The organism is Pseudomonas sp. GW456-L13, assembly GCF_017350115.1.
GTDB classification, from domain to species: domain Bacteria; phylum Pseudomonadota; class Gammaproteobacteria; order Pseudomonadales; family Pseudomonadaceae; genus Aquipseudomonas; species Aquipseudomonas jessenii.
The window spans coordinates 2,026,369-2,046,412 of the sequence record NZ_JACNAS010000001.1 but is presented as its reverse complement, the minus strand read 5'-3'; the positions used below and the strand labels follow the sequence as shown (position 1 = coordinate 2,046,412).

At 60.5% G+C, this 20,044-nt stretch carries 16 protein-coding genes; 5 read left to right on the top strand and 11 right to left on the bottom strand.

Annotation, left to right across the window (positions count from 1 at the left end; all coding sequences use genetic code 11):
* Positions 1–2 precede the first annotated feature (2 nt).
* The 3 genes from J4D25_RS09340 to J4D25_RS09330 all read left to right on the top strand — a co-directional run bounded on the left by J4D25_RS09340 (position 3) and on the right by J4D25_RS09330 (position 5,930).
* The gene (locus J4D25_RS09340; RefSeq protein ID WP_057716189.1) at positions 3–3,068 is read left to right on the top strand and encodes an efflux RND transporter permease subunit; all 3,066 of its coding nucleotides are present in this window, start codon (positions 3–5) and stop codon (positions 3,066–3,068) included.
* 1,096 nt (positions 3,069–4,164) lie between these two features.
* Positions 4,165–4,440 carry a DUF6124 family protein gene (locus J4D25_RS09335; RefSeq protein ID WP_057716188.1) on the top strand — a complete coding sequence of 92 codons (276 nt, stop codon included), beginning with the start codon at positions 4,165–4,167 and terminating at the stop codon, positions 4,438–4,440.
* 143 nt (positions 4,441–4,583) lie between these two features.
* Positions 4,584–5,930 (top strand): Fic family protein, encoded by a 1,347-nt coding sequence (locus J4D25_RS09330; RefSeq protein ID WP_057716187.1) that lies wholly within the window; start codon positions 4,584–4,586, stop codon positions 5,928–5,930.
* A gap of 45 nt (positions 5,931–5,975) precedes the next feature.
* Here the strand turns inward: J4D25_RS09330 and J4D25_RS09325 are convergent, their stop codons facing one another.
* From J4D25_RS09325 to plsB, 3 genes are read right to left on the bottom strand one after another with little or no spacing between them, the layout of a single operon-like run.
* Positions 5,976–6,665: a DUF4197 domain-containing protein gene (locus J4D25_RS09325; protein ID WP_057716186.1), complete on the bottom strand. Its 690-nt coding sequence runs from the start codon at positions 6,663–6,665 to the stop codon at positions 5,976–5,978.
* Between the two features lie 27 nt (positions 6,666–6,692).
* The gene (locus J4D25_RS09320) at positions 6,693–7,091 is read right to left on the bottom strand and encodes a YbaY family lipoprotein (protein WP_057716185.1); all 399 of its coding nucleotides are present in this window, start codon (positions 7,089–7,091) and stop codon (positions 6,693–6,695) included.
* 60 nt (positions 7,092–7,151) lie between these two features.
* Positions 7,152–9,644 (bottom strand): glycerol-3-phosphate 1-O-acyltransferase PlsB, encoded by a 2,493-nt coding sequence (gene plsB / locus J4D25_RS09315; protein WP_057716184.1) that lies wholly within the window; start codon positions 9,642–9,644, stop codon positions 7,152–7,154.
* A 236-nt stretch (positions 9,645–9,880) separates the two neighbouring features.
* Here plsB and J4D25_RS09310 point away from each other — a divergent pair, with 236 nt between their 5' ends.
* On the top strand, positions 9,881–10,090 hold the full coding sequence (locus J4D25_RS09310; protein WP_007954750.1) for a cold shock domain-containing protein: 210 nt from the start codon (positions 9,881–9,883) through the stop codon (positions 10,088–10,090).
* Between the two features lie 136 nt (positions 10,091–10,226).
* Here the strand turns inward: J4D25_RS09310 and J4D25_RS09305 are convergent, their stop codons facing one another.
* The 4 genes from J4D25_RS09305 to J4D25_RS09290 form a co-directional block, all read right to left on the bottom strand.
* Positions 10,227–10,604 carry a hypothetical protein gene (locus tag J4D25_RS09305; protein WP_057716183.1) on the bottom strand — a complete coding sequence of 126 codons (378 nt, stop codon included), beginning with the start codon at positions 10,602–10,604 and terminating at the stop codon, positions 10,227–10,229.
* 81 nt (positions 10,605–10,685) lie between these two features.
* Positions 10,686–11,495: a putative RNA methyltransferase gene (locus J4D25_RS09300; protein WP_057716182.1), complete on the bottom strand. Its 810-nt coding sequence runs from the start codon at positions 11,493–11,495 to the stop codon at positions 10,686–10,688.
* A complete protein-coding gene (gene dapE, locus J4D25_RS09295) occupies positions 11,495–12,646 on the bottom strand; it encodes a succinyl-diaminopimelate desuccinylase (protein ID WP_057716181.1) in 1,152 nt (383 codons plus the stop codon). The genes J4D25_RS09300 and dapE overlap by 1 nt, the downstream gene beginning before the upstream one ends.
* A gap of 237 nt (positions 12,647–12,883) precedes the next feature.
* Positions 12,884–15,475, bottom strand: a complete 2,592-nt coding sequence (locus J4D25_RS09290) for a glycosyltransferase (protein ID WP_057716180.1) — start codon at positions 15,473–15,475, stop codon at positions 12,884–12,886.
* A 264-nt stretch (positions 15,476–15,739) separates the two neighbouring features.
* On the opposite strand from J4D25_RS09290, the gene tcdA reads away from it, so the two are divergent.
* A complete protein-coding gene (gene tcdA / locus J4D25_RS09285; RefSeq protein WP_046041104.1) occupies positions 15,740–16,558 on the top strand; it encodes a tRNA cyclic N6-threonylcarbamoyladenosine(37) synthase TcdA in 819 nt (272 codons plus the stop codon).
* 104 nt (positions 16,559–16,662) lie between these two features.
* On the opposite strand, the gene J4D25_RS09280 is transcribed toward tcdA, so the two are convergent.
* The 4 genes from J4D25_RS09280 to J4D25_RS09265 form a co-directional block, all read right to left on the bottom strand.
* On the bottom strand, positions 16,663–17,067 hold the full coding sequence (locus J4D25_RS09280; protein ID WP_057716179.1) for a SufE family protein: 405 nt from the start codon (positions 17,065–17,067) through the stop codon (positions 16,663–16,665).
* Complete coding sequence (locus J4D25_RS09275) at positions 17,064–18,269, bottom strand: aminotransferase class V-fold PLP-dependent enzyme (protein ID WP_057716178.1); 1,206 nt, start codon at positions 18,267–18,269, stop codon at positions 17,064–17,066. The genes J4D25_RS09280 and J4D25_RS09275 overlap by 4 nt, the downstream gene beginning before the upstream one ends.
* Positions 18,270–18,416: 147 nt before the next feature.
* Positions 18,417–19,451 carry a 2,3,4,5-tetrahydropyridine-2,6-dicarboxylate N-succinyltransferase gene (gene dapD, locus J4D25_RS09270; protein WP_008019559.1) on the bottom strand — a complete coding sequence of 345 codons (1,035 nt, stop codon included), beginning with the start codon at positions 19,449–19,451 and terminating at the stop codon, positions 18,417–18,419.
* A 32-nt stretch (positions 19,452–19,483) separates the two neighbouring features.
* Positions 19,484–19,846: an ArsC family reductase gene (locus J4D25_RS09265; protein WP_057716177.1), complete on the bottom strand. Its 363-nt coding sequence runs from the start codon at positions 19,844–19,846 to the stop codon at positions 19,484–19,486.
* Positions 19,847–20,044: the final 198 nt, after the last annotated feature.

Genomic DNA, 20,044 nt, shown 5'->3' with positions numbered 1-20,044 from the left:
CGATGCGCTTCAACGTTTCCGAATGGGCGCTGCGTAATCGCCAGATCGTCCTGTTCCTGATGCTGTTGCTGGCCATCGTCGGCGCACTTTCCTACACCAAGCTCGGCCAGAGTGAGGACCCGCCGTTCACCTTCAAGGCCATGGTGATTCGCACCAACTGGCCGGGGGCGACCGCCGAGGAAGTCTCGCGCCAGGTCACCGAACGCATCGAAAAGAAACTGATGGAAACCGGCGAATACGAACGCATCGTGTCGTTCTCCCGCCCCGGCGAATCCCAGGTGACCTTCATTGCGCGCGACTCCATGCACTCGGTGGAGATCCCGGAGCTCTGGTATCAGGTGCGCAAGAAGATCAACGACATCCGTCATACCCTGCCGCCGGGGATTCAGGGACCGTTTTTCAACGATGAATTCGGCACCACTTTCGGCAATATTTACGCCCTGAGCGGCGAGGGTTTCGACTACGCCGTGCTCAAGGATTACGCCGACCGCATCCAGATCCAGCTGCAACGGGTCAAGGATGTGGGCAAGGTCGAGCTGCTGGGGTTGCAGGACGAGAAAATCTGGATCGAACTCTCCAACGTCAAGCTCGCCACCCTCGGCTTGCCGTTGGCGGTCGTCCAGCAAGCCCTTGAAGAACAGAACGCGGTGTCGACGGCAGGTTTCTTCGAAACCAGCAGCGAGCGCTTGCAGCTACGGGTGACGGGGAATTTTCAAACGGTCGACGAGATCAAGAACTTCCCGATCCGGGTCGGTGATCGCACCTTCCGCATCTCCGACGTGGCTGACGTGCGCCGTGGTTTCAACGATCCACCGGCACCGCGCATGCGCTTCATGGCGCAAGACGCCATCGGCCTGGCGGTGGCAATGAAGAACGGCGGTGACATCCTGGTACTGGGCAAGGCGCTGGAAATCGAGTTCGCCCGCATACAGAAAAACCTCCCGGCCGGCATGGAGTTGCGCAAAGTCTCCGACCAACCGGCGGCGGTGAAAACCGGTGTTGGTGAGTTCGTGCAAGTGTTGGTCGAGGCGCTGGCCATTGTGTTGCTGGTGAGCTTCTTCTCCCTTGGCGTGCGCACCGGCATGGTGGTGGCGCTGGCGATTCCGCTGGTGCTGGCGATGACGTTCGCGTGCATGTATTACCTGGGCATCGGCCTGCACAAGATCTCCCTCGGCGCGCTGGTACTGGCCCTGGGTTTGCTGGTGGACGACGCGATCATCGCCGTGGAAATGATGGCGATCAAAATGGAGCAGGGCTTCGACCGGGTCAAAGCGGCGAGTTATGCCTGGACCAGTACCGCGTTCCCGATGCTCACCGGTACGCTGATCACCGCGGCCGGCTTCCTGCCGATTGCCACGGCGCAATCGGGCACTGGCGAATACACCCGCTCGATCTTCGAGGTGGTCACCATCGCGCTGTTGGCGTCGTGGGTGGCCGCGGTGGTCTTCGTGCCGTACCTCGGGGAAAAACTCCTGCCGGACCTGGCGAAGATTCATGCCGCCAAACACGGTGCCGGCCAACCCGATCCCTATGCCACGCCATTTTATCAGCGCGTCCGGCGTCTGGTGGAGTGGTGCGTGCGCTGGCGCAAAACGGTGATCCTGGCGACCGTGCTGTTGTTCATCGCTTCCATCGTACTGTTCAAGTTTGTGCCGCAGCAGTTCTTCCCGGCATCGGGTCGCCTGGAGCTGATGGTCGATCTGAAACTGGCCGAAGGCGCTTCGCTGAGCAACACCGCCGACGAGGTCAAACGCCTCGAAGCACTGCTCAAGGATAAGGCCGGGATCGACAATTACGTGGCCTATGTCGGTACCGGTTCGCCACGATTCTACCTGCCGCTGGATCAGCAACTGCCGGCGGCGAGCTTCGCCCAGTTTGTCGTCCTGGCAAAAACCATCGAAGAACGGGAAGCCCTGCGCACCTGGTTGATCTCAACCCTAAACGAGCAATTTCCCGCTCTGCGCTCGCGGGTCACGCGCCTGGAAAACGGTCCGCCGGTTGGCTATCCGGTGCAGTTCCGCGTGACCGGGGAGCACATCGAGGAGGTGCGGGCGCTGGCGCGCAAGGTCGCGGCCAAGGTTCGCGAGAATCCGCATGTGGTCAATGTCCACCTGGATTGGGAAGAGCCGAGCAAGGTGGTGTACCTGAACATCGATCAGGACCGTGCGCGGGCGCTGGGCGTGAGCACGGCCAACCTGTCGAGGTTCCTGCAAAGCTCCCTGACCGGTTCCAGTGTCAGCCAGTACCGTGAAGACAACGAGTTGATCGAGATCCTGTTGCGCGGCACCGTGCATGAGCGCACCGAGTTGTCGTTGCTGCCGAGCCTGGCGGTACCGACCGATAACGGTCGCAGTGTCGCGCTGTCGCAGATCGCGACCCTGGAATACGGCTTCGAGGAGGGCATCATCTGGCACCGCAACCGCCTGCCTAACGTGACGGTTCGCGCCGACATCTATGGCAAGGAGCAACCGGCGACGCTGGTGCAGCAGATCATGCCGACCCTCGATCCGATTCGCGCCGAACTGCCGGATGGTTACTTGCTGGATGTCGGCGGCACGGTGGAAGACTCGGCGCGCGGACAGAACTCGGTGAAGGCCGGTGTGCCGTTGTTCATCGTGGTGGTGTTGACCTTGCTGATGCTGCAGCTGCGAAGTTTTTCGCGCACGGCGATGGTGTTCCTGACGGCGCCGCTGGGGTTGATCGGGGTGACGCTGTTTCTGTTGGTGTTCCGCCAGCCCTTTGGTTTCGTGGCCATGCTGGGGACTATCGCCTTGTCCGGGATGATCATGCGTAACTCGGTGATTCTGGTGGATCAGATCGAGCAGGATATTGCGGCGGGGCTCAAGCCTTGGCAGGCGATCATCGAGGCGACGGTGCGGCGGTTCCGACCGATTGTGCTGACGGCGCTGGCGGCGGTGTTGGCGATGATTCCGTTGTCGCGCAGTGTGTTCTTTGGGCCGATGGCGGTGGCGATCATGGGGGGGTTGATTGTTGCTACGGCGTTGACGCTTTTGTTTTTGCCTGCCCTTTATGCGGCCTGGTTTCGGGTTCGCAAAGAGTCGGTTTGATGGTTTGACCGTGGCGGCCTTCGGGCCGACCAGACTTTTGCGGGTGAATGCGATCCCCTGTGGGAGCGAGCTTGCTCGCGATGGCGGCCTGACAGTCGACCTGTATTTTGTTGACTGTGTACATATCCGTTGTTGCGGTAACGGCGGCTGGCGGTTTCGCCCTTACGGCGAGTCACTTTTAACAAGCGCCTTAAAAGTAACCAAAAGCGCTCGCCCCGAACGTCCGGCCCCTCGCCTAGGCTCGGGGTTCCTTCGCTGCGGTATTCATCCGGGGGCATTGCCCTCCGGTCGGCTTCGCTTCGACCTACATGCAATGAGTTCGACTGCGTCGAACGGCGCTGCGCGCCAATCCCCGGATGAACACCTCCACTCAGCCTCCCGAGGGGGCGGGTGGATCAAGATCAAAAGCTGCAGGCGAGCTAACGCTCGACCTGATGAGTGGTGAAAATCAGTGGGTGTACGCCGACCCATTGTGGGAGCTGCCTGCTCGCGAAGGCGGCCTGACAGCCGACCTGTTTCTTCCGAATGTACTCGGTCAAATTGTGGGAGCGGGCTTGCCCGCGAAGACGGCCTACCGGCCGGCCTGATTTTCCCGGCCATGCTCATTTCAAAATGTGGGAGCGAGCCTGCTCGCGAAGGCGGCCTGACAGCCGACCTGTTTCTTCCGAATGTACTCGGTCAAATTGTGGGAGCTGGCTTGCCTGCGATGGCGGCCTGCCAGCCAACCAATCCCTCACAGATGTACCCGACTCAATTGTGGGAGCGAGCCTGCTCGCGAAAGCGGCCTGACAGCCGACCTGATTCTACCGAATGTACTCGGTCAAATTGTGGGGGCGGGCTTGCCCGCGAAGACGGCCTGCCAGCCAACCAATCCCTCACAGATGTACCCGATCCAATTGTAGGAGCGAGCCTGCTCACGATGACGGCTTATCAGTCAAAAGTGTTTATCGCCCAATCAAACATTCAGACCATTCCCACAAGACTTTCAGCTTGCCCGTCGGAAGCACGATCTCTAGCCTTTGCCTGTCGCTGCCAATTCAGTGATCGGGACTGCAAGCCCGCCAAAATGTTAGGCGCCTACTTTGGGAGCTTCGCAATGATCAAAGACAGTCCAGATCCCTCTGCCTCTGAATCCGAAAAACAAGTGTCACACCGTCCTTGCCCAATTTTCACCATCCGCCAAGGCGTCGATTCCGAAACTCTGCTAGTCCATGCCTACGAAACTCTTGCCTCTGCGAATGTAATGGCAACCGAACTGTCGTCCATCCTGAGCGGCCCAACCTGCAATCTGGCGCTCGGCATTCAGCAGATGATCGTCCTCGCGCAGCTATCAGTGAACCGGGTCCTCGATCAGCTGGATCCGCAGCAATAGCCAAAGGAAGAAGCCCGCTGAACCTGTACCAACCAACGGGCCCTCATTGTTCCTACATCTATCTCGGACCCGTCTGATATTGAGGCTGAAAAACTCAGGTGTTGTACTCAGAACCCCGTTTCACGCATGTTTGAGACAGCGCCATGAAAAATCCACCCACATTGAGAGGCCGGTCCGATCCGGTGTTTGATCGGCTGTTGCGATCGCCCCACAAGGAACGCCTTTCGGAGTACCTCGCCTTGCTCAAGCCCCTGGACGATCAGGGGCGTTACCTGCCGTTCGATTCATTGCGCTACCGCTGGGCGCCCGGGCTGGATTCGAACCTGTGCTGGGCCTTGGTCAAGAAAGCGCGGACTGCACAGTATTCGAGCCTTTTACCATTGGGTGAGCCGGCGTGCTGGCTGAAATTCATGCTGACGCCGCAGGCGCAAAAAGCCATTTCCGTAGTGGATCGTCAGACGACAACCGCAGTGCTGGAATACATGACCGGCCAGATTGGCGAGCGCGCTCATTTCAGCTTTTTGCTCAATGATCTGATCGAAGACGAGGCCATCGGCAGTAGCCAGCTTGAAGGTGCGGCCACCACGACGCGGGTGGCCAAGGACATGCTCAAGCGCCATCGCTCGCCGCGCACGCCGGATGAGCGAATGGTCATCGGTAACTTCAAGATGATGAACTTCGCCTGGGAGCAGCGTTACGAGCCACTGAGCGTTGAGCTGATTGCAGCCATGCATCGAGTTGGCGTTGAGGGTATCGACGATTCGCAGTATTCGCCTGGGGTCTTCAGGATCAACGATGACGTCGTAGTCCAGGATGGCGAGGGCAACACCGTGCATTCGCCACCGCCTGCAACAGGGCTCGTGTCCCGTTTGCAGTTGCTGGCCAATTGGATCAACCAACCCCACAACAACCCTCATCAAGCGAACTACCTTCATCCATTGATCAAAGCCATCGCGCTGCATTTTGTCTTGGGTTACGAGCATCCTTTTCGCGACGGCAACGGCCGGGTAGCGCGTGCGTTGTTTTACTGGTTCATGTTCAAAAATGACTACTCGACGTTTCGCTACATCGCCATCAGTGTTTTGTTGCGCAATGCGCCGTTGAAGTACGGGCGGTCGTATTTGAATACCGAAGCGGATGAGCTGGATCTGACGTACTTCATCGATTTCCAGTGTTCGGTGGTGTTGCGGGCTGTGGGCAGTTTTACCGGGACGTATCGGAAAAGTCTGGACGATGCTGAGCAATTTGATTGCTGGTTGCGTGAAAGTGGTTTTCTCGACCAGCTCACCGAGAAACAGCGGGCATTGTTTCAGGTAGCCAGGAGCGGAATGGCCAAGGAGTTCACGGCGGTCAATGTGAAGGAAAATCTGGGTTGCTCTTACAACACGGCATCAGCCACGTTAAATGGGCTGGTCGCGTTGAAGTTGTTCGAGAAACGCAAGATGGGGCGCGAGTGGGTGTTCTTTCTAAGACCCGTATCAGCGGCCTGAACCTTTGTGGGAGCAAGCCTGCTCCCACAGGTTTTGTGTCGCGGCTCAGAGCGTACCAAACACCTTCTTCGCCAAACTGGTCGCCGCCGCCGCCGGGTTCTGGCGGATGGTTTCTTCCTGTTTGCCGATCATTTCGAACAAGCCATTCAATGCCTGCTCGGTGACGTAGTTTTCGACGTTGGCGTTTTTCGCATCCACTACGCCCATTGTCGCCGCTTGTCCGGCGAACGAGTTGTACTGCTGGGCCAGGCCAACCTTGTCGGTGGCTTGCTTGACGATGGGCAGGAATTTGGCGCGGATCTGTTCGCGGCTGGTCTTGTTCAGGTATTGGGTGGCCGAGTCGTTGCCGCCGCTGAGGATGCCCTTGGCATCTTCCACGGTCATTTTCTTCACGGCATCGACGAGGATTGGCTGAGCCTGGGTCACGGCGGTTTCTGCCGCTTTGTTCATGCTGGCTTCCAGCTCATCGACCTGGTCACCCATGCCGAACTGTTTCATCTTGCTCGCGACTTTGCCCAGCTTGCCCGGCAGTTCGATTTTCACATCGGGATTGTTGCTGAAACCACCCGGGGTGCCGAGTTGTTTGACGGCCAGTTGCGCGCCTTGGGTCAGTGCGTCCTTGAGGCCGCCGGTGGCGTCTTTCTGCGACAGGTCGGTGAGGGATAGCGCCAGGGCGTTGGCACAGATCATCAAGCCTGCGCACAGGCCGGCAAAGCGGAGGGTAGGGCGGAACATGGCAACTTCCTTTTTCGAAAAAGACACTTAGCGGGCCGGGTCGACACGGACCTTCAGCGGTTGTGGATCGGTGCCGTCCAGGCGCACGGCATGATTCTCGGTGGTGATGAACATCAGTTTGCCGTCGACTTCGATGCGCGCGTTCACCGAGTAACGGTGGTTGGGCTCTATCTTCAGCGGGTCGTAGCTGAGATGGAAGGCCAGCGGCACCTGCCCTTTGATCTGGCCGCGCTGTTCGTCGATGACCTTCGCCGGGGCATCGGCGAGTGAAATGTCCTGCAGGCTGACGCTCAGGACCGCCGTCGGTGGCAGGGCGATGCGTTGCAGGTAGAAGACTTCTCCATCAAGGGAAGCCTTGGGCGCTGGTGTCGGGTGCTGGCAGGCTGTCAGCAGGACGGCGGCTGCGATCAGTGGGAGTTTTTTCATCGGTCAATCTCCGTATCGAGGGCGCCAGAACCGACTGGCGCCCTGATCAATCTAGACGGTTTACAAAGGTGTGGCGGCGTCGGCGGCATCTTCACTGCGATGCAACGCCACCTGACGGATCGACAAACGGATCTCCGCCGGCAATACGCGCTTGGCCGCGCCTTCGGCCAGTTCACCGAGCAGTTCGTGATAGCTCAGCTTGCCCGCTTCATCGCGCTTGAGCACGTCAAGGTCGAGCATGGTCTGGATGAAGTGGCGGAACAGGCTCTTGTCGAAGAATTCCGGGGCGTTCAGGCCATGCAGGATCGACAGGCGTTGGGCCATGACCGTGCACAGGTCTTCCAGTTCTTCGGCGCTGATGCTGTTCTGGCCACTGTTGAGTAGCAAGGACACGGTCATGTAGAAGCGCTGCAAGGTCTGGGCGATGCTTTTCGACAGCAAGGTCAGCAGCACGAAATGCCGCGAGCTTGGCGCCGGGCGCAAGTACACGTCGTTCTCGAAGCGCAGCAGGCCTTGCTCGACGAACGCCTCCAGCCATTGATCGATCACCGCATCCAGTTCGTCCAGCGACCAGCGAATGAACAGCTCCGCTTGCAGGTAGGGATACAACGCGCGGGTGTAGCGCAGGATCTGTTCGCGACTCATGCGCGAGGCGCTCTGGAAGAAGCTCGCCAGCAACGCCGGCAGTGCGAAGATGTGCAGTACGTTGTTGCGGTAGTAGGTCATCAGGACGGCGTTTTGTTCGTCCAGATAGAGAATCTTGCCCAGGGCATCGCTTTGCTCGGACAGCAGGTCCATGTCCTTCACATGCTCGATCAACGCCCGGCCATCGCCTTCCGGCAAGGTGGTGTGTGGCGAATAGGGGACCTTGCGTAGCAGCGCCAGGTACAGATCCAGCACACGCGCCATGGCCCGGTCATCCAGCGCCAGTCGGGTGGTCGACAGCAGCGCCAGTGCCACCAGGTTGACCGGGTTGATCGCCGCCGCTTCGTTGAGATGTTGTGCGACTTTCTCGCCGAGGCGGTTGGTGGTTTCGTTGAGCCAGGCCGGTCTGAACTGCGGGCCGAGTTCCTGTTGGCGCCAGTCCGGCTGTTCGCTGTCGAGGAATTCCGCCAGTTTGATCGGCTCACCGAAGTTCACCGCCACCTGGCCGAAGCGCTGCTTGAGTGCGCCAATCACTTTGAAAATATCGAAGATCGACTCTTTCTTCTTGGCCGCACCGCGCAGTTCGCCGAGGTAGGTCCGGCCTTCCAGCACACGCTCATAGCCGATGTACACCGGCACGAAGACGATGGGCATGCGCGATGAGCGCAGGAAGCTGCGCAGGGTGATCGCCAGCATCCCTGTTTTCGGCTGCATCATGCGCCCGGTGCGCGAACGGCCACCCTCGACGAAATACTCCACCGGGAAACCCTTGGTGAACAGGGTATGCAGGTATTCGTTGAACACCGAGGTGTACAGCGGGTTGCCCTTGAAGGTGCGGCGCATGAAGAACGCACCGCCGCGACGCAGCAGGCCGCCGATCACCGGCATGTTCAGGTTGATGCCCGCGGCAATGTGCGGCGGGGTCAGGCCGTTGCGGAACAATAGATAGGACAGCAGAAGATAGTCGATGTGGCTGCGATGGCACGGCACGTAGATCACTTCGTGACCCTGGGCGACCTTCTGCACGCCTTCGATGTGGTTGACCTTGATACCGTCGTAGATCTTGTTCCAGAACCAGCTCAGCACCACTTCCATAAAACGGATCGCAGTGTAGGTGTAGTCCGAGGCGATTTCGTTGCCGTAGCGTAGCGCTTGAGCTTTGGCTTTCTCCGGTGAGATGTTCTCGCGCTCGGCTTCGTCGAGGATCGCTTGTTTGACCTGTGGCTGGTTCAGCAGGCCTTTGACCAGGTTGCGGCGGTGGGAAATGTCCGGGCCGATTACCGCAGCCTTCAGGTTGCGAAAGTGAACCCGCAGGATGCGCTGGGCCATGCGCACGGTGCGTTCGTGGCCCTTGTCGTGCTCGATCAGTTCGCGCAGGTGGATCGGCGCGGAGAACTGCACGCGGGTCTTGCGTCCCAGGACGATGACGCTCAGTAACCGACGCAGACGCCCGGTAACGGCCCAGCTGTCGGCGAACAGGAGTTTCCATGGGCTGTTTTCGCTGTCCGGCGACTGCCCCCAGAACACGCTGACCGGGATGATCTGCGCATCTTCGGCGGCGTTCTGGCTCAGGGCGCTGACCAGGCGGGTCAGTGTCGGCGGCGCTCCGCGCTTGTCCTGGCGGCCGAGCCAGTCCGGGTCCGGCGTCAGGTAGAAGAACGCGGCAGGTTCCAGCAGGTTGCCCACCGATACCGGCAGCACCGGACGCGGCAGACCGGCCTTGCTGCATTCGGTGTCGACCACGGCAAGGTCGGTCAGCGAAGGGTTTTGCAGGACGTAGAACACCGGACGACTACGGTCGAGGTCAAGGGTGAACGACGACTGGTTGATCGTCTCGGAGCGAACCCAGAGGTACAACAGTCGGCGCAGGGTGCCAAACACAAGACGGCGGAACGGGGAGCGGGTCATACGGCTTCTGCGTGAGTGGAAAAAACCAAGCGTTTGCTCGGGCGGTCGATAGTGTGCCGGATTCGTCGAAAATCGGCAAAAAAGCGTGGAAGTAAACTCCTGTTGAGAGTTTTAACGTCTGTCATATACTCGGCGCTCTGTCGCCGTTGCCCTCATGGGACCGGTATGCGCAGGCTGACGTTCCCGAGGCTTTCCTGCGAAAAGCCCGACCAATAATAAAAAGGGAGTATGAACAAATGGCAACACGCGAAACCGGCAACGTGAAGTGGTTCAACGACGCCAAGGGCTACGGCTTCATTCAGCGCGAGGACGGGGTGGACGTGTTCGTGCATTACCGCGCGATTCGCGGTGAAGGCCACCGTTCGCTGACCGAAGGCCAGCAGGTTGAATATGCGGTGGTGGAAGGGCAGAAAGGGTTGCAGGCTGAGGATGTTGTAGGTCTGTAACCAGAATCTTCAGAACGCCCAAAAACACTGTGGGAGCGAGCTTGCTCGCGATAGCGGTCTGACATTCAACATGGATGTTGACTGAAAGGGCCTCATCGCGAGCAAGCTCGCTCCCACAGGTTTGGTGTGTAGGTTTTTACGCGGTTTTCCAGGTGATTTCTTCTTCACCATCGGCGCTGATGCGAATCCAGCGGTCCGCCGTCTCTTCACCTTCTTCCTCGACCCAGGTGCCCGGTGCACAACGCACTTCCACGTTGAGCGCGGCAAACGCGGCGCGGGCGCAGGCGATGTCGTCGTCCCATGGGGTCTGGTCGCTTTCCAGATACAGGCTGTTCCATTTGCCGACGGCTTTTGGCAGCCAGGTCACTGGCACGTTGCCAGCCTTGCACTTGTAGGTCTGGCCCTTCTGGACCCAATCGGTGCACGGACCCAATGCCGCACCGAGCCAGGCGGCAATGGCTTTGTGGTCGACGTCGGCGTCTTTCAGGTAAATCTCGATATCGGGTTGGCGCATGGATGTCCTCACTGCGGGTCTGAAAAATCCATTCGCGGATTTAGCCGGTCTTGAGCATTTGCCCGAGACCAAAAATTAAGATTATTGAAGTACGAAATAATCGTAGCGCATCGACACGGTGACCTCGAACGGCTCGGCCTGCTCGATAACGGCAGCACGGCGCTCGGCACTGGCGCGCCAGCCGTGGGGCGTCATGGCCAGCAGGTTCGCCCGGTCCTGACCGCTTTCCAGCGTCAGTTTGAATTCCAGGGTTTCGCTGTGGGCCAGCGCCATGCCTTCCGGCACCAGGGCCAGGTGCTTGTCGTCAGTGTATTCACGGACTTCGTCGTACAGCCGCTCACGCAGTTCCATCAGGTGGCCGCTGGTCGGCCCGACTTTCATCAGGCCGCCGCCAACACTGAGCAGGCGCTTGGCTTCTTCCCAATCCAGCGGGCTGAAGACGCTGGCCAGGAACTGGCAACTGCCGGAAGCCAACGGCACCCGCGCCATGCTGGCGATCAACCAGGTCAGCTGCGGGTTGCGTTTGCAGGCGCGTTTGACCGCTTCGCGGGAGATGTCCAGGGCATAACCTTCGGCATCTGGCAGTGCCTCGGCGATTTGCGCGGTGTAGTAACCCTCGCCACAACCGATGTCCAGCCAGTGCTGTGGTGCATAACTGGCAGCCAGCTCCGCCAGACGCTTGGCCACCGGGGCGTAGTGCCCGGCATTCAGGAAGTCGCGACGGGCTTCGACCATCGCCTGGTTATCCCCAGGGTCACGGCTGTTCTTGTGCTGCACCGGCAACAGGTTCAGGTAACCCTGGCGCGCACGGTCGAAACGATGCCCGGCGGGGCAGGCCACGCCGTTGTCCACCGCATTGAGCGGCTCACTGCAGATCGGGCACGCAAGCATCAGGCGAGCAACTTGATCAGGGTCTGGTAGTAGATTTCGGTCAGCACGTCGAGATCGGCTGCCAGCACGCGTTCGTTGACCTGGTGGATGGTCGCGTTGACCGGGCCCAGCTCAACCACCTGGGTACCCATGGTCGCGATGAAACGGCCATCGGAGGTACCACCGCTGGTGGACGCCTTGGTTTCACGACCGGTGATGTCCTTGATGCTCGCCGATACCGCGTCGAGCAGCGCGCCAGGTTCGGTGAGGAACGGCAGGCCGGACAGTGCCCAGTCGATGTGCCAGTCCAGACCATGCTTGTCGAGGATGTCGGCGACACGCTTTTGCAGGCCTTCGACCGTCGATTCGGTGGAGAAACGGAAGTTGAACACCGCCACCAGGTCACCCGGGATCACGTTGGTCGCACCGGTGCCGGAGTTGACGTTGGAGATCTGGAAACTGGTCGGCGGGAAGAAATCGTTACCGTGGTCCCAGTGCTCGGCAGCAAGTTCCGCCAGAGCCGGGGCAGCGAGGTGGATCGGGTTCTTGGCCAGGTGCGGGTAGGCCACGTGGCCTTGCACACCGCGCACGGTCAGCTTGGCGCCGAGGGAGCCGCGACGACCGTTCTTGACCACGTCACCTACCAGGGTGGTGCTCGACGGTTCGCCGACGATGCACCAGTCCAGACGTTCCTTGCGTGCGGCGAGGCGTTCGACCACGGCCTTGGTGCCGTGGTGCGCCGGGCCTTCTTCGTCGCTGGTGATCAGGAACGCGACTTTGCCTTTGTGATTCGGGTAGTCGGTGACAAAACGCTCGGAGGCGACGGTCATGGCGGCGAGGCTGCCTTTCATGTCGGCGGCGCCACGGCCGCAGAGCATGCCGTGTTCGTCGATCAGCGCGTTGAACGGTTCGATCTGCCAGGCCGCCACCGGGCCGGTCGGGACCACGTCGGTGTGGCCGGCGAAGCACAGCACCGGACCGTCGTCCTGGCCGTGGGTGGCCCAGAAGTTATCCACATCTTCGATGCGCATCGGTTCCAGGGTGAAACCGGCATCGCCCAGGCGCTGCATCATCTGCTTCTGGCAATCGGCGTCGATCGGCGTCACGGACGGACGGCGGATCAGGTCGATGGCGAGTTGGAGGGTCGGCGAAAGGTCGGCGTGGGCCGTCATGGAAAACTCCGAAAATCATGAATGTGGGCGCGGGCTAAATGTGGGAGCGAGCTTGCTCGCGATGGCGTTGTGTCAGTCAACATAAACTTTGATTGTTACATCGCAATCGCGAGCAAGCTCGCTCCCACAGGTATCGGGTTCGTTCTGTAAACCCCGACACGCCAGGCCCCGCAAAATGGCGCTTATCTTAAAGCAAAACGGCGACCATTGGCCGCCGTTTAGTGCATCCGCGCAGATTTAGACGACAGGTGCCGTTTCAGGCTCGGCGGCCGGTTTCGGCAGCGACGACAGGAACGCCATGATCAGCGCCGCGACGTACGGCAGCGACTGCACCAGCAGCATGGTGACCCAGAAGCGCATGTCGTTGCTCGGCATGCCGTTCACCAGGTAGATCCCCAGGGCCGCGCTCCACAACAGCAGCATGATGAACATCTCTTCCCGGGCTTCGGAAATCGCCACCCAGAAGCCGTGGTTGTCGGCATTCTTCGGCGTACGGAAGAACGGAATGCTGCTGGTGAAGAAGCCGTACAGCACCGCTTTGGCGATGGTGTGGGACAACGCCAGACCGGCCAGCGCCGCGCAGAAGGCGTCCTTCAGATTCACCCCGACCGCACGACGGTAGAGGAAGATGATCTTGGCGACCTTGAACACGAACAACGCCAATGGCGGGATTGCGAAGATCAGCAGCGGCGGATCGACCCGTTGCGGCACGATGATCATCGCCGCCGACCACAACAGCGCGCCGACGGTGAAGAAGATGTTCATGCCGTCCGCCACCCACGGCAACCAGCCCGCCAGGAAGTGGTAGCGCTGGCCACGGGTCAGCTCGGTGTCCTTGCCGCGCAGCAGGCTGGCGGTGTGGCGCTTGATGATCTGGATCGCTCCGTAGGCCCAGCGGAAACGCTGTTTCTTGAAGTCGATGAAGGTATCGGGCATCAGGCCCTTGCCGTAGCTGGTGTGGTAATACGCTGCCGACAGGCCTTTTTCGAATACACGCAGGCCCAGTTCGGCGTCTTCACAGATGCACCAGTCGGCCCAGCCCAGCTCTTCGAGCACCGAGCGACGGGTCATGGTCATGGTGCCGTGCTGGATGATCGCGTCGCGGTCGTTGCGGGTGACCATGCCGATGTGGAAGAAGCCTTTGTATTCCGCGTAGCAGAGCTTCTTGAAGGTGCTTTCGTTCTGGTCGCGGTAATCCTGCGGCGACTGCACCACGGCGATTTTCGGGTCGGCGAAGTGCGGCACCATGTGCTTGAGCCAGTTCGGGTGCACGCAGTAATCGGAGTCGATCACCGCGATCACTTCGGCGTCCTTGGCGGTGTGCGGGATCAGGTAGTTCAGCGCGCCGCCCTTGAAGCCGGCCAGTGGTGCCACGTGGAAGAACTTGAAGCGCGGGCCGAGGGTTTCGCAATAATCGCGCACCGGTTCCCAGACCGCCGGGTCCTTGGTGTTGTTGTCGATGATCAGGACTTCGAAGTCCGGATAGTCGAGGTTGGCCAGGGCGTTGAGGGTCTGTTTGACCATCTCCGGCGGCTCGTTGTAGCAGGGCACGTGAATCGACACTTTCGGGCGGTAGCTGGAGTCGCCTTCCACCGGCAGGAACTCGCGCCGGCGCTTGTGCACCCACACCGCTTCGGCCAGTTCATGGGCTTCGGTCAGCAGCACGATAAACACCCCGAGCGCACCGAGGGCGAGCAAGAAGCCCACCGTCAGGCTGAACCAGGTGCTGTATTGCTGGCTGTAGTCGTAACCGATCCACACCAGCACCGAACCACACAGGAACGCAATGAAGGTCAGGAAGGTACGGCCACGCTGGCGCAGGGCCGAGCCGTCGATCATCAGCAGGGTCAGCGACAACAGCGCCAATACCACCGAACCAATGGCCAACACGCGCCATTGCGGAATCGCCACCACCGGGCCTTCGAAGTTGAACTTCTGCTGGCGCGCGGCGTTGAACACGCCCCAGTAGGCGCCGACGGAACCTTCGTCGCTGGCTTTCCACGGCTGGTCAAACGCTTCGATCACGAAGTAGTTGAAGCCCTGGCGATTGAGCTTGTTGACCAGGGTTCGCAGATAAATCGCCTGGTCCGCCGGAGAGGCGTCGGCGCCACCACGCATGCGGCCGTTGCTCGGCCAGCCCACCTCGGACAGCAGCAGTGGTTTTTTCGGGAACATCTTTTTCAGGTCGCGGGCGCGGTCGAGGACGAACTGCCCGGCCTTGTCCATCGGGACGAATTCCCAGTAAGGCAGGACGTGCGCGGCAATCAGGTCGACGTGCTTGGCCAGTTCCGGGTGTTCTTCCCACACGTGCCACTGTTCGGACGTGGTCACCGGCACTTTCACGGCGGCACGCACGCGATCGAGCATGACGCTGAGTTCCTGGGCGGTGATTTCCTTGCGGTAAATGGCCTCGTTGCCGACCACCACACGAACCACGCTGCGCGAGGAGTTGGCGATTTCAATGGCACGGGTGATTTCCCGTTCGTTGCGTTCCAGGTCCGGGCTGATCCAGATCCCCAGGGTCACCCGCAGGCCGAACTCTTCCGCCAGTTTCGGGATGTTCTGCAGCGTGCCGTCGACCGAGTAGATGCGGATGTTGTCCGTCAGCTTGCTCATGATCTCCAGGTCGCGACGCATTTGATCGTCGGTCGGGTACTGGTCTTTCTGCGGGAACTGGCCCTGCTGGAATGGCGAGTACGAGAAGCCGGAGATCTGTTCAGGCCAGTTGGGGGCGGTGACCGGGCGGTTGATCAGCGCCCAGAAGCCGGTAAACAAGGCTGCGATGGCGAGCACCACGACCAGGTTGAGTCCAAATTTACGCGATGACATAGTTATTTCGGGTTCCAAAGACTGTGGAACGAAGGAACGGTTGGCGGTCGCCAAGGGGCGCGCATCCTACACCGGGCATTCTCTGGTCGTACAGCGGACAGGGAATTGCCGGACATTGGGCAATCCAAGTCGGTTTAAGTTCTTTCTTTAGAGCGTGTAGGACGAATCTTTGTTCGATGTATTTTTCGTGGATGTTGCCCGTTCATAGCGCAATGATGCTCTTGGGCGCCGACGGCCCTATAATGCGCGCCGGTTTTTGGGGTAATGGTCATGAGTACAGAAGATCCGCGGTTTGCTGGCATCGCCCGCTTGTATGGCATTGAAGGCCTTGAGCGCCTGAAAGCGGCCCATGTGGCGATCGTGGGCGTCGGTGGCGTCGGTTCCTGGGCGGCGGAAGCCATGGCCCGTTGTGGTGTTGGCGAAATTTCGCTGTTCGACCTCGATGACGTCTGCGTTAGCAACGCCAACCGCCAGTTGCACGCGCTGGACAGCACGGTGGGCAAGCCCAAGGTTGAGGTGATGGCCGAGCGTCTGCGCGGGATCAACCCGGACTGCACGGTGCATGCGGTGCCTGACTTCGTGACCCGCGACACCATGGCCGAGTACATCACGCCGAACATCGACTGCGTGATCGACTGCATCGACAGCGTCAATGCCAAGGCCGCGCTGATCGCCTGGTGCAAGCGGCGCAAGATCCAGATCATCACCACCGGCGGCGCGGGCGGGCAGATTGACCCGACGTTGATCCAGGTCTGCGACCTCAATCGCACGTTCAATGATCCATTGGCGTCGAAGGTGCGCTCCACGCTGCGCCGCGACTACGGCTTCTCACGCACCGTGACCCGTCACTACAGCGTGCCGTGCGTGTTTTCCACCGAGCAACTGCGCTACCCGAAACCGGACGGCAGCATTTGCCTGCAGAAGAGTTTTGTCGGTGATGGCGTGAAGCTCGACTGTGCTGGCGGGTTTGGCGCAGTGATGATGGTGACGGCGACGTTTGGCATGGTCGCGGCGACCAAGGCTGTGGACAAGATTGTCGCGGGTGTGCGGCGGCCGGCGGAGCGGGTCAAACCGCAGGTTTAGTCGGTGTGGCTGAAGGCCTCATCGCGAGCAAGCTCGCTCCCACATTGGAATGCGTTCCTCCTGTGGGAGCGGGCTTGCCCGCGATGGGCTGCGAAGCAGCCCTCTTATTGAGCCAACTCCCGCATCCGCTGAAGCACCGCATTCAAGCCATTGCTGCGGGATTCAGACAACTGCCGTCCCAACCCCAGCTGATTGAACCAGTCCGGCAAATCCACCTGCTGCAACTCGGCCGCGGACAAGCCGTTGACCCGCGCCAGCAGCAATGCCACCAACCCGCGAATCAACCGTGCATCACTGTTGGCGCTGAACTGCCAATGACCGTCGCGCAACTCGCCCACCAGCCACACCTGGCTTTCACAGCCGTGTACCCGATTGGCGTCGCACATTTGCGTGTCGCTCAACGCGGGCAGGCGCTCGCCCCATTGCATCAGCAGGCGTGCGCGTTGTTCCCAGCCTGCCGCTTTCTGAAAGATATCGAGTGCCGTCACGGCATCGGCAGGCAGGTTCATCGCAATAGCTCCAGCGCCTGATCCAGGGCTTCAAAGAACCGCTCCAGGTCTTCGGAATCGTTGTACAGCGCCAACGACACCCGAATCGCTCCGGCCAGTTCGAAGCGTTTGAGCAGCGGCATCGCGCAGTGGTGGCCGGCACGCACCGCGATCCCTTGTTCGGTCAGCAAATGCGCGAGATCGGAGTTATGCACACCCTCGACGGTGAAACTGGCCAGCGCCACTTGCGGCTTGCCCAGCAGGCGAATGCCGTTGCGCGCCTCCAGGCCCTTGAGCAGACAGGCATGCAACGCGGCTTCATGGGCAGACACGGCGTCCTGATCGAGCCCGGCGAGGTAGTCCAGGGTCGCTCCCAGGCCGATCACGCTGGCAATCGGCGGCGTCCCGGCCTCGAAACCCAGCGGTGCCGGGCGAAAGCGTGCGTCGTGATAATTGGCATCGAGCACCATTTCACCACCGAACTGCCAGGGACGCAGTTGTTGCAGTGCTGTGTTGCGCCCGAACAGCACACCCAGGCCATCGGGGCCGTAGAGCTTGTGGCTGGAGAACACATAGAAATCACAGCCCAGCGCCTGCACGTCGTGGCGACCATGGACCACGCCCTGGGCGCCGTCGATCACGGTCAGGGCGTTGTGCGCCTTGGCCAGTGCCAGCAATTCAGACAGCGGCTGCCATGCGCCAATCACGTTGGACAACTGGCTGACCGCCAACAGACGCGTGCGTGGACCGATCAAACCGGCGGCGGCTTCAAGGTCGATCACGCCGTTGGTATCCAGCGGCAGGATCACCAGTTTCAGGTCGCGACGGTGCGCCAGTTGCTGCCAGGGCAGCAGGTTGGCGTGATGCTCCAGGGCGCTGATGACAATTTCGTCGCCCGGATTGAAAAGATGTTCCAGGCCATAGGCCAGGAGATTCAGCGCGGACGTCGCGCCGTGGGTAAAGATGATCTGCCCGCAATCGCCAGTATTGAGCCATTGCGCGACTTTGCGGCGGCTGTCCTCGAACGCCTGGGTGGCGTGGGCGCCGGGCAAATGCTGCGCCCGATGCACGTTGGCCGCGCCGTTGGCGTAGTAGTGCGCCAGGGCATCGAGCAGGGCTTGAGGTTTTTGCGTAGTGGCGGCGTTGTCCAGATAGGTCTGGTCTTGCCGTTGCAGGGCGGCGATGGCCGGAAAATCGGCACGCCAGGGGGAGAGAATCATCATGTTGTTCGCCTGTACGCCTGCCCCCTGTAGGAGCGAGCTTGCTCGCGATGGACGTCAACGATAACGCGGTGCACCAGACAGCACGTGTCGCCTAATCGTCCTTCGCGAGCAAGCTCGCTCCTACAGCGGTGCGGGTGGTCGTGTGGCTTAGTTGTGAGCGTGCAGCGCTTCGTTCAGCTCGATGGCCGATTTGTGGGTTTTGCATTCCACGGCACCGGTCTCCGAATTGCGACGGAACAGCAGGTCCGGCTGGCCGGCCAGTTCACGGGCCTTGACCACTTTGACCAGTTGATTGTTCTCGTCCAGCAGCGCGACTTTGGTACCAGCGGTCACGTACAGGCCCGACTCGACGGTGTTGCGGTCGCCCAACGGGATACCGATACCGGCGTTGGCGCCGATCAGGCAGCCTTCGCCGACCTTGATCACGATGTTGCCGCCGCCCGACAGGGTGCCCATGGTCGAGCAGCCGCCGCCCAGGTCCGAACCCTTGCCGACGAATACGCCAGCGGATACGCGGCCTTCGATCATGCCCGGGCCTTCGGTGCCGGCGTTGAAGTTGATGAAACCTTCGTGCATCACGGTGGTGCCTTCGCCCACGTAGGCACCCAGACGCAGGCGCGCAGCGTCAGCGATACGCACGCCGGCCGGAACCACGTAGTCGGTCATTTTCGGGAACTTGTCCACCGAGAACACTTCCAGCAGCTCGCCGCGCAGGCGGGCTTCGAGTTGCAGTTCGGCCAGTTCGCTCAGGTCGACAGCGCCCTGGCTGGTCCAGGCCACGTTCGGCAGCAGCGGGAAGATCCCGGCCAGGTTCAGGCCGTGTGGCTTGACCAGGCGATGGCTCAGCAGGTGCAGCTTGAGGTAGGCCTCAGGGGTGGACGACAACTGGGCGTCTTCGGCCAGCAAGGTGGCAACCAGCGGCTTGTGGCTCTCGGCCAGGCGGGTCAGCAGTTTGCCTTGTACCGCGTCGATGCCTTTCACGGCTTCAGCCAGTTGCGCGGCCTGCGCGGTGGTGAAGGTGATGGCCTGGTTGCCTTCGCTGTAACCGAGGATCGGCGCAATGGCGGCGACCAGTTCGGCGGACGGGTTGAGCAGTGGCTGGGCGTAGAACACTTCCAGCCATGCGCCTTGACGGTTTTGAGTGCCGACACCAAAGGCCAGGCTGAACAGGGTAGTAGACATGTTGATACCTCTAGCAAATTGAAACGGGCTGCTTACGTGAGCGCGGCCGCGTAGATATCTGGCTTGAAGCCAATCAGGGTTCGGTCACCGAGATCAAGCACCGGGCGCTTGATCATCGAGGGTTGTGCGAGCATCAGTTCGATGGCTTTCGTCTGGTCGAGATCGGCTTTGCGTTCGTCGTCGAGCTTGCGAAAGGTCGTGCCTGCACGGTTCAACACCACTTCCCAGCCGTGCTCGTTGCACCATTGGGTCAGGTGTTCACGGTCGATACCGACCGCCTTGTAATCATGAAAGTCATAACTGACAGCGTGTTCATCGAGCCAGGTGCGCGCCTTTTTCATGGTGTCGCAGGCTTTGATGCCGAAAAGGTGCAACGTTTTGCTTGAAACGGTCAAGGAATTGCCCCCTTTGCAGGTGCCGTAAATAAAAGGTGACGGATTATGCCATGGCCGGACGGTTTCGCGGCGGCTGTGGTCGGGTTTGTCTCTGAGTCATGGCATAAAACCTTTGTAGGAGCGAGCTCGCTCGCGATGAACCTGAGAACGCCGCGGGGTGTCAGGTATACAGCGTGATCGTTAACGACCATCGCGAGC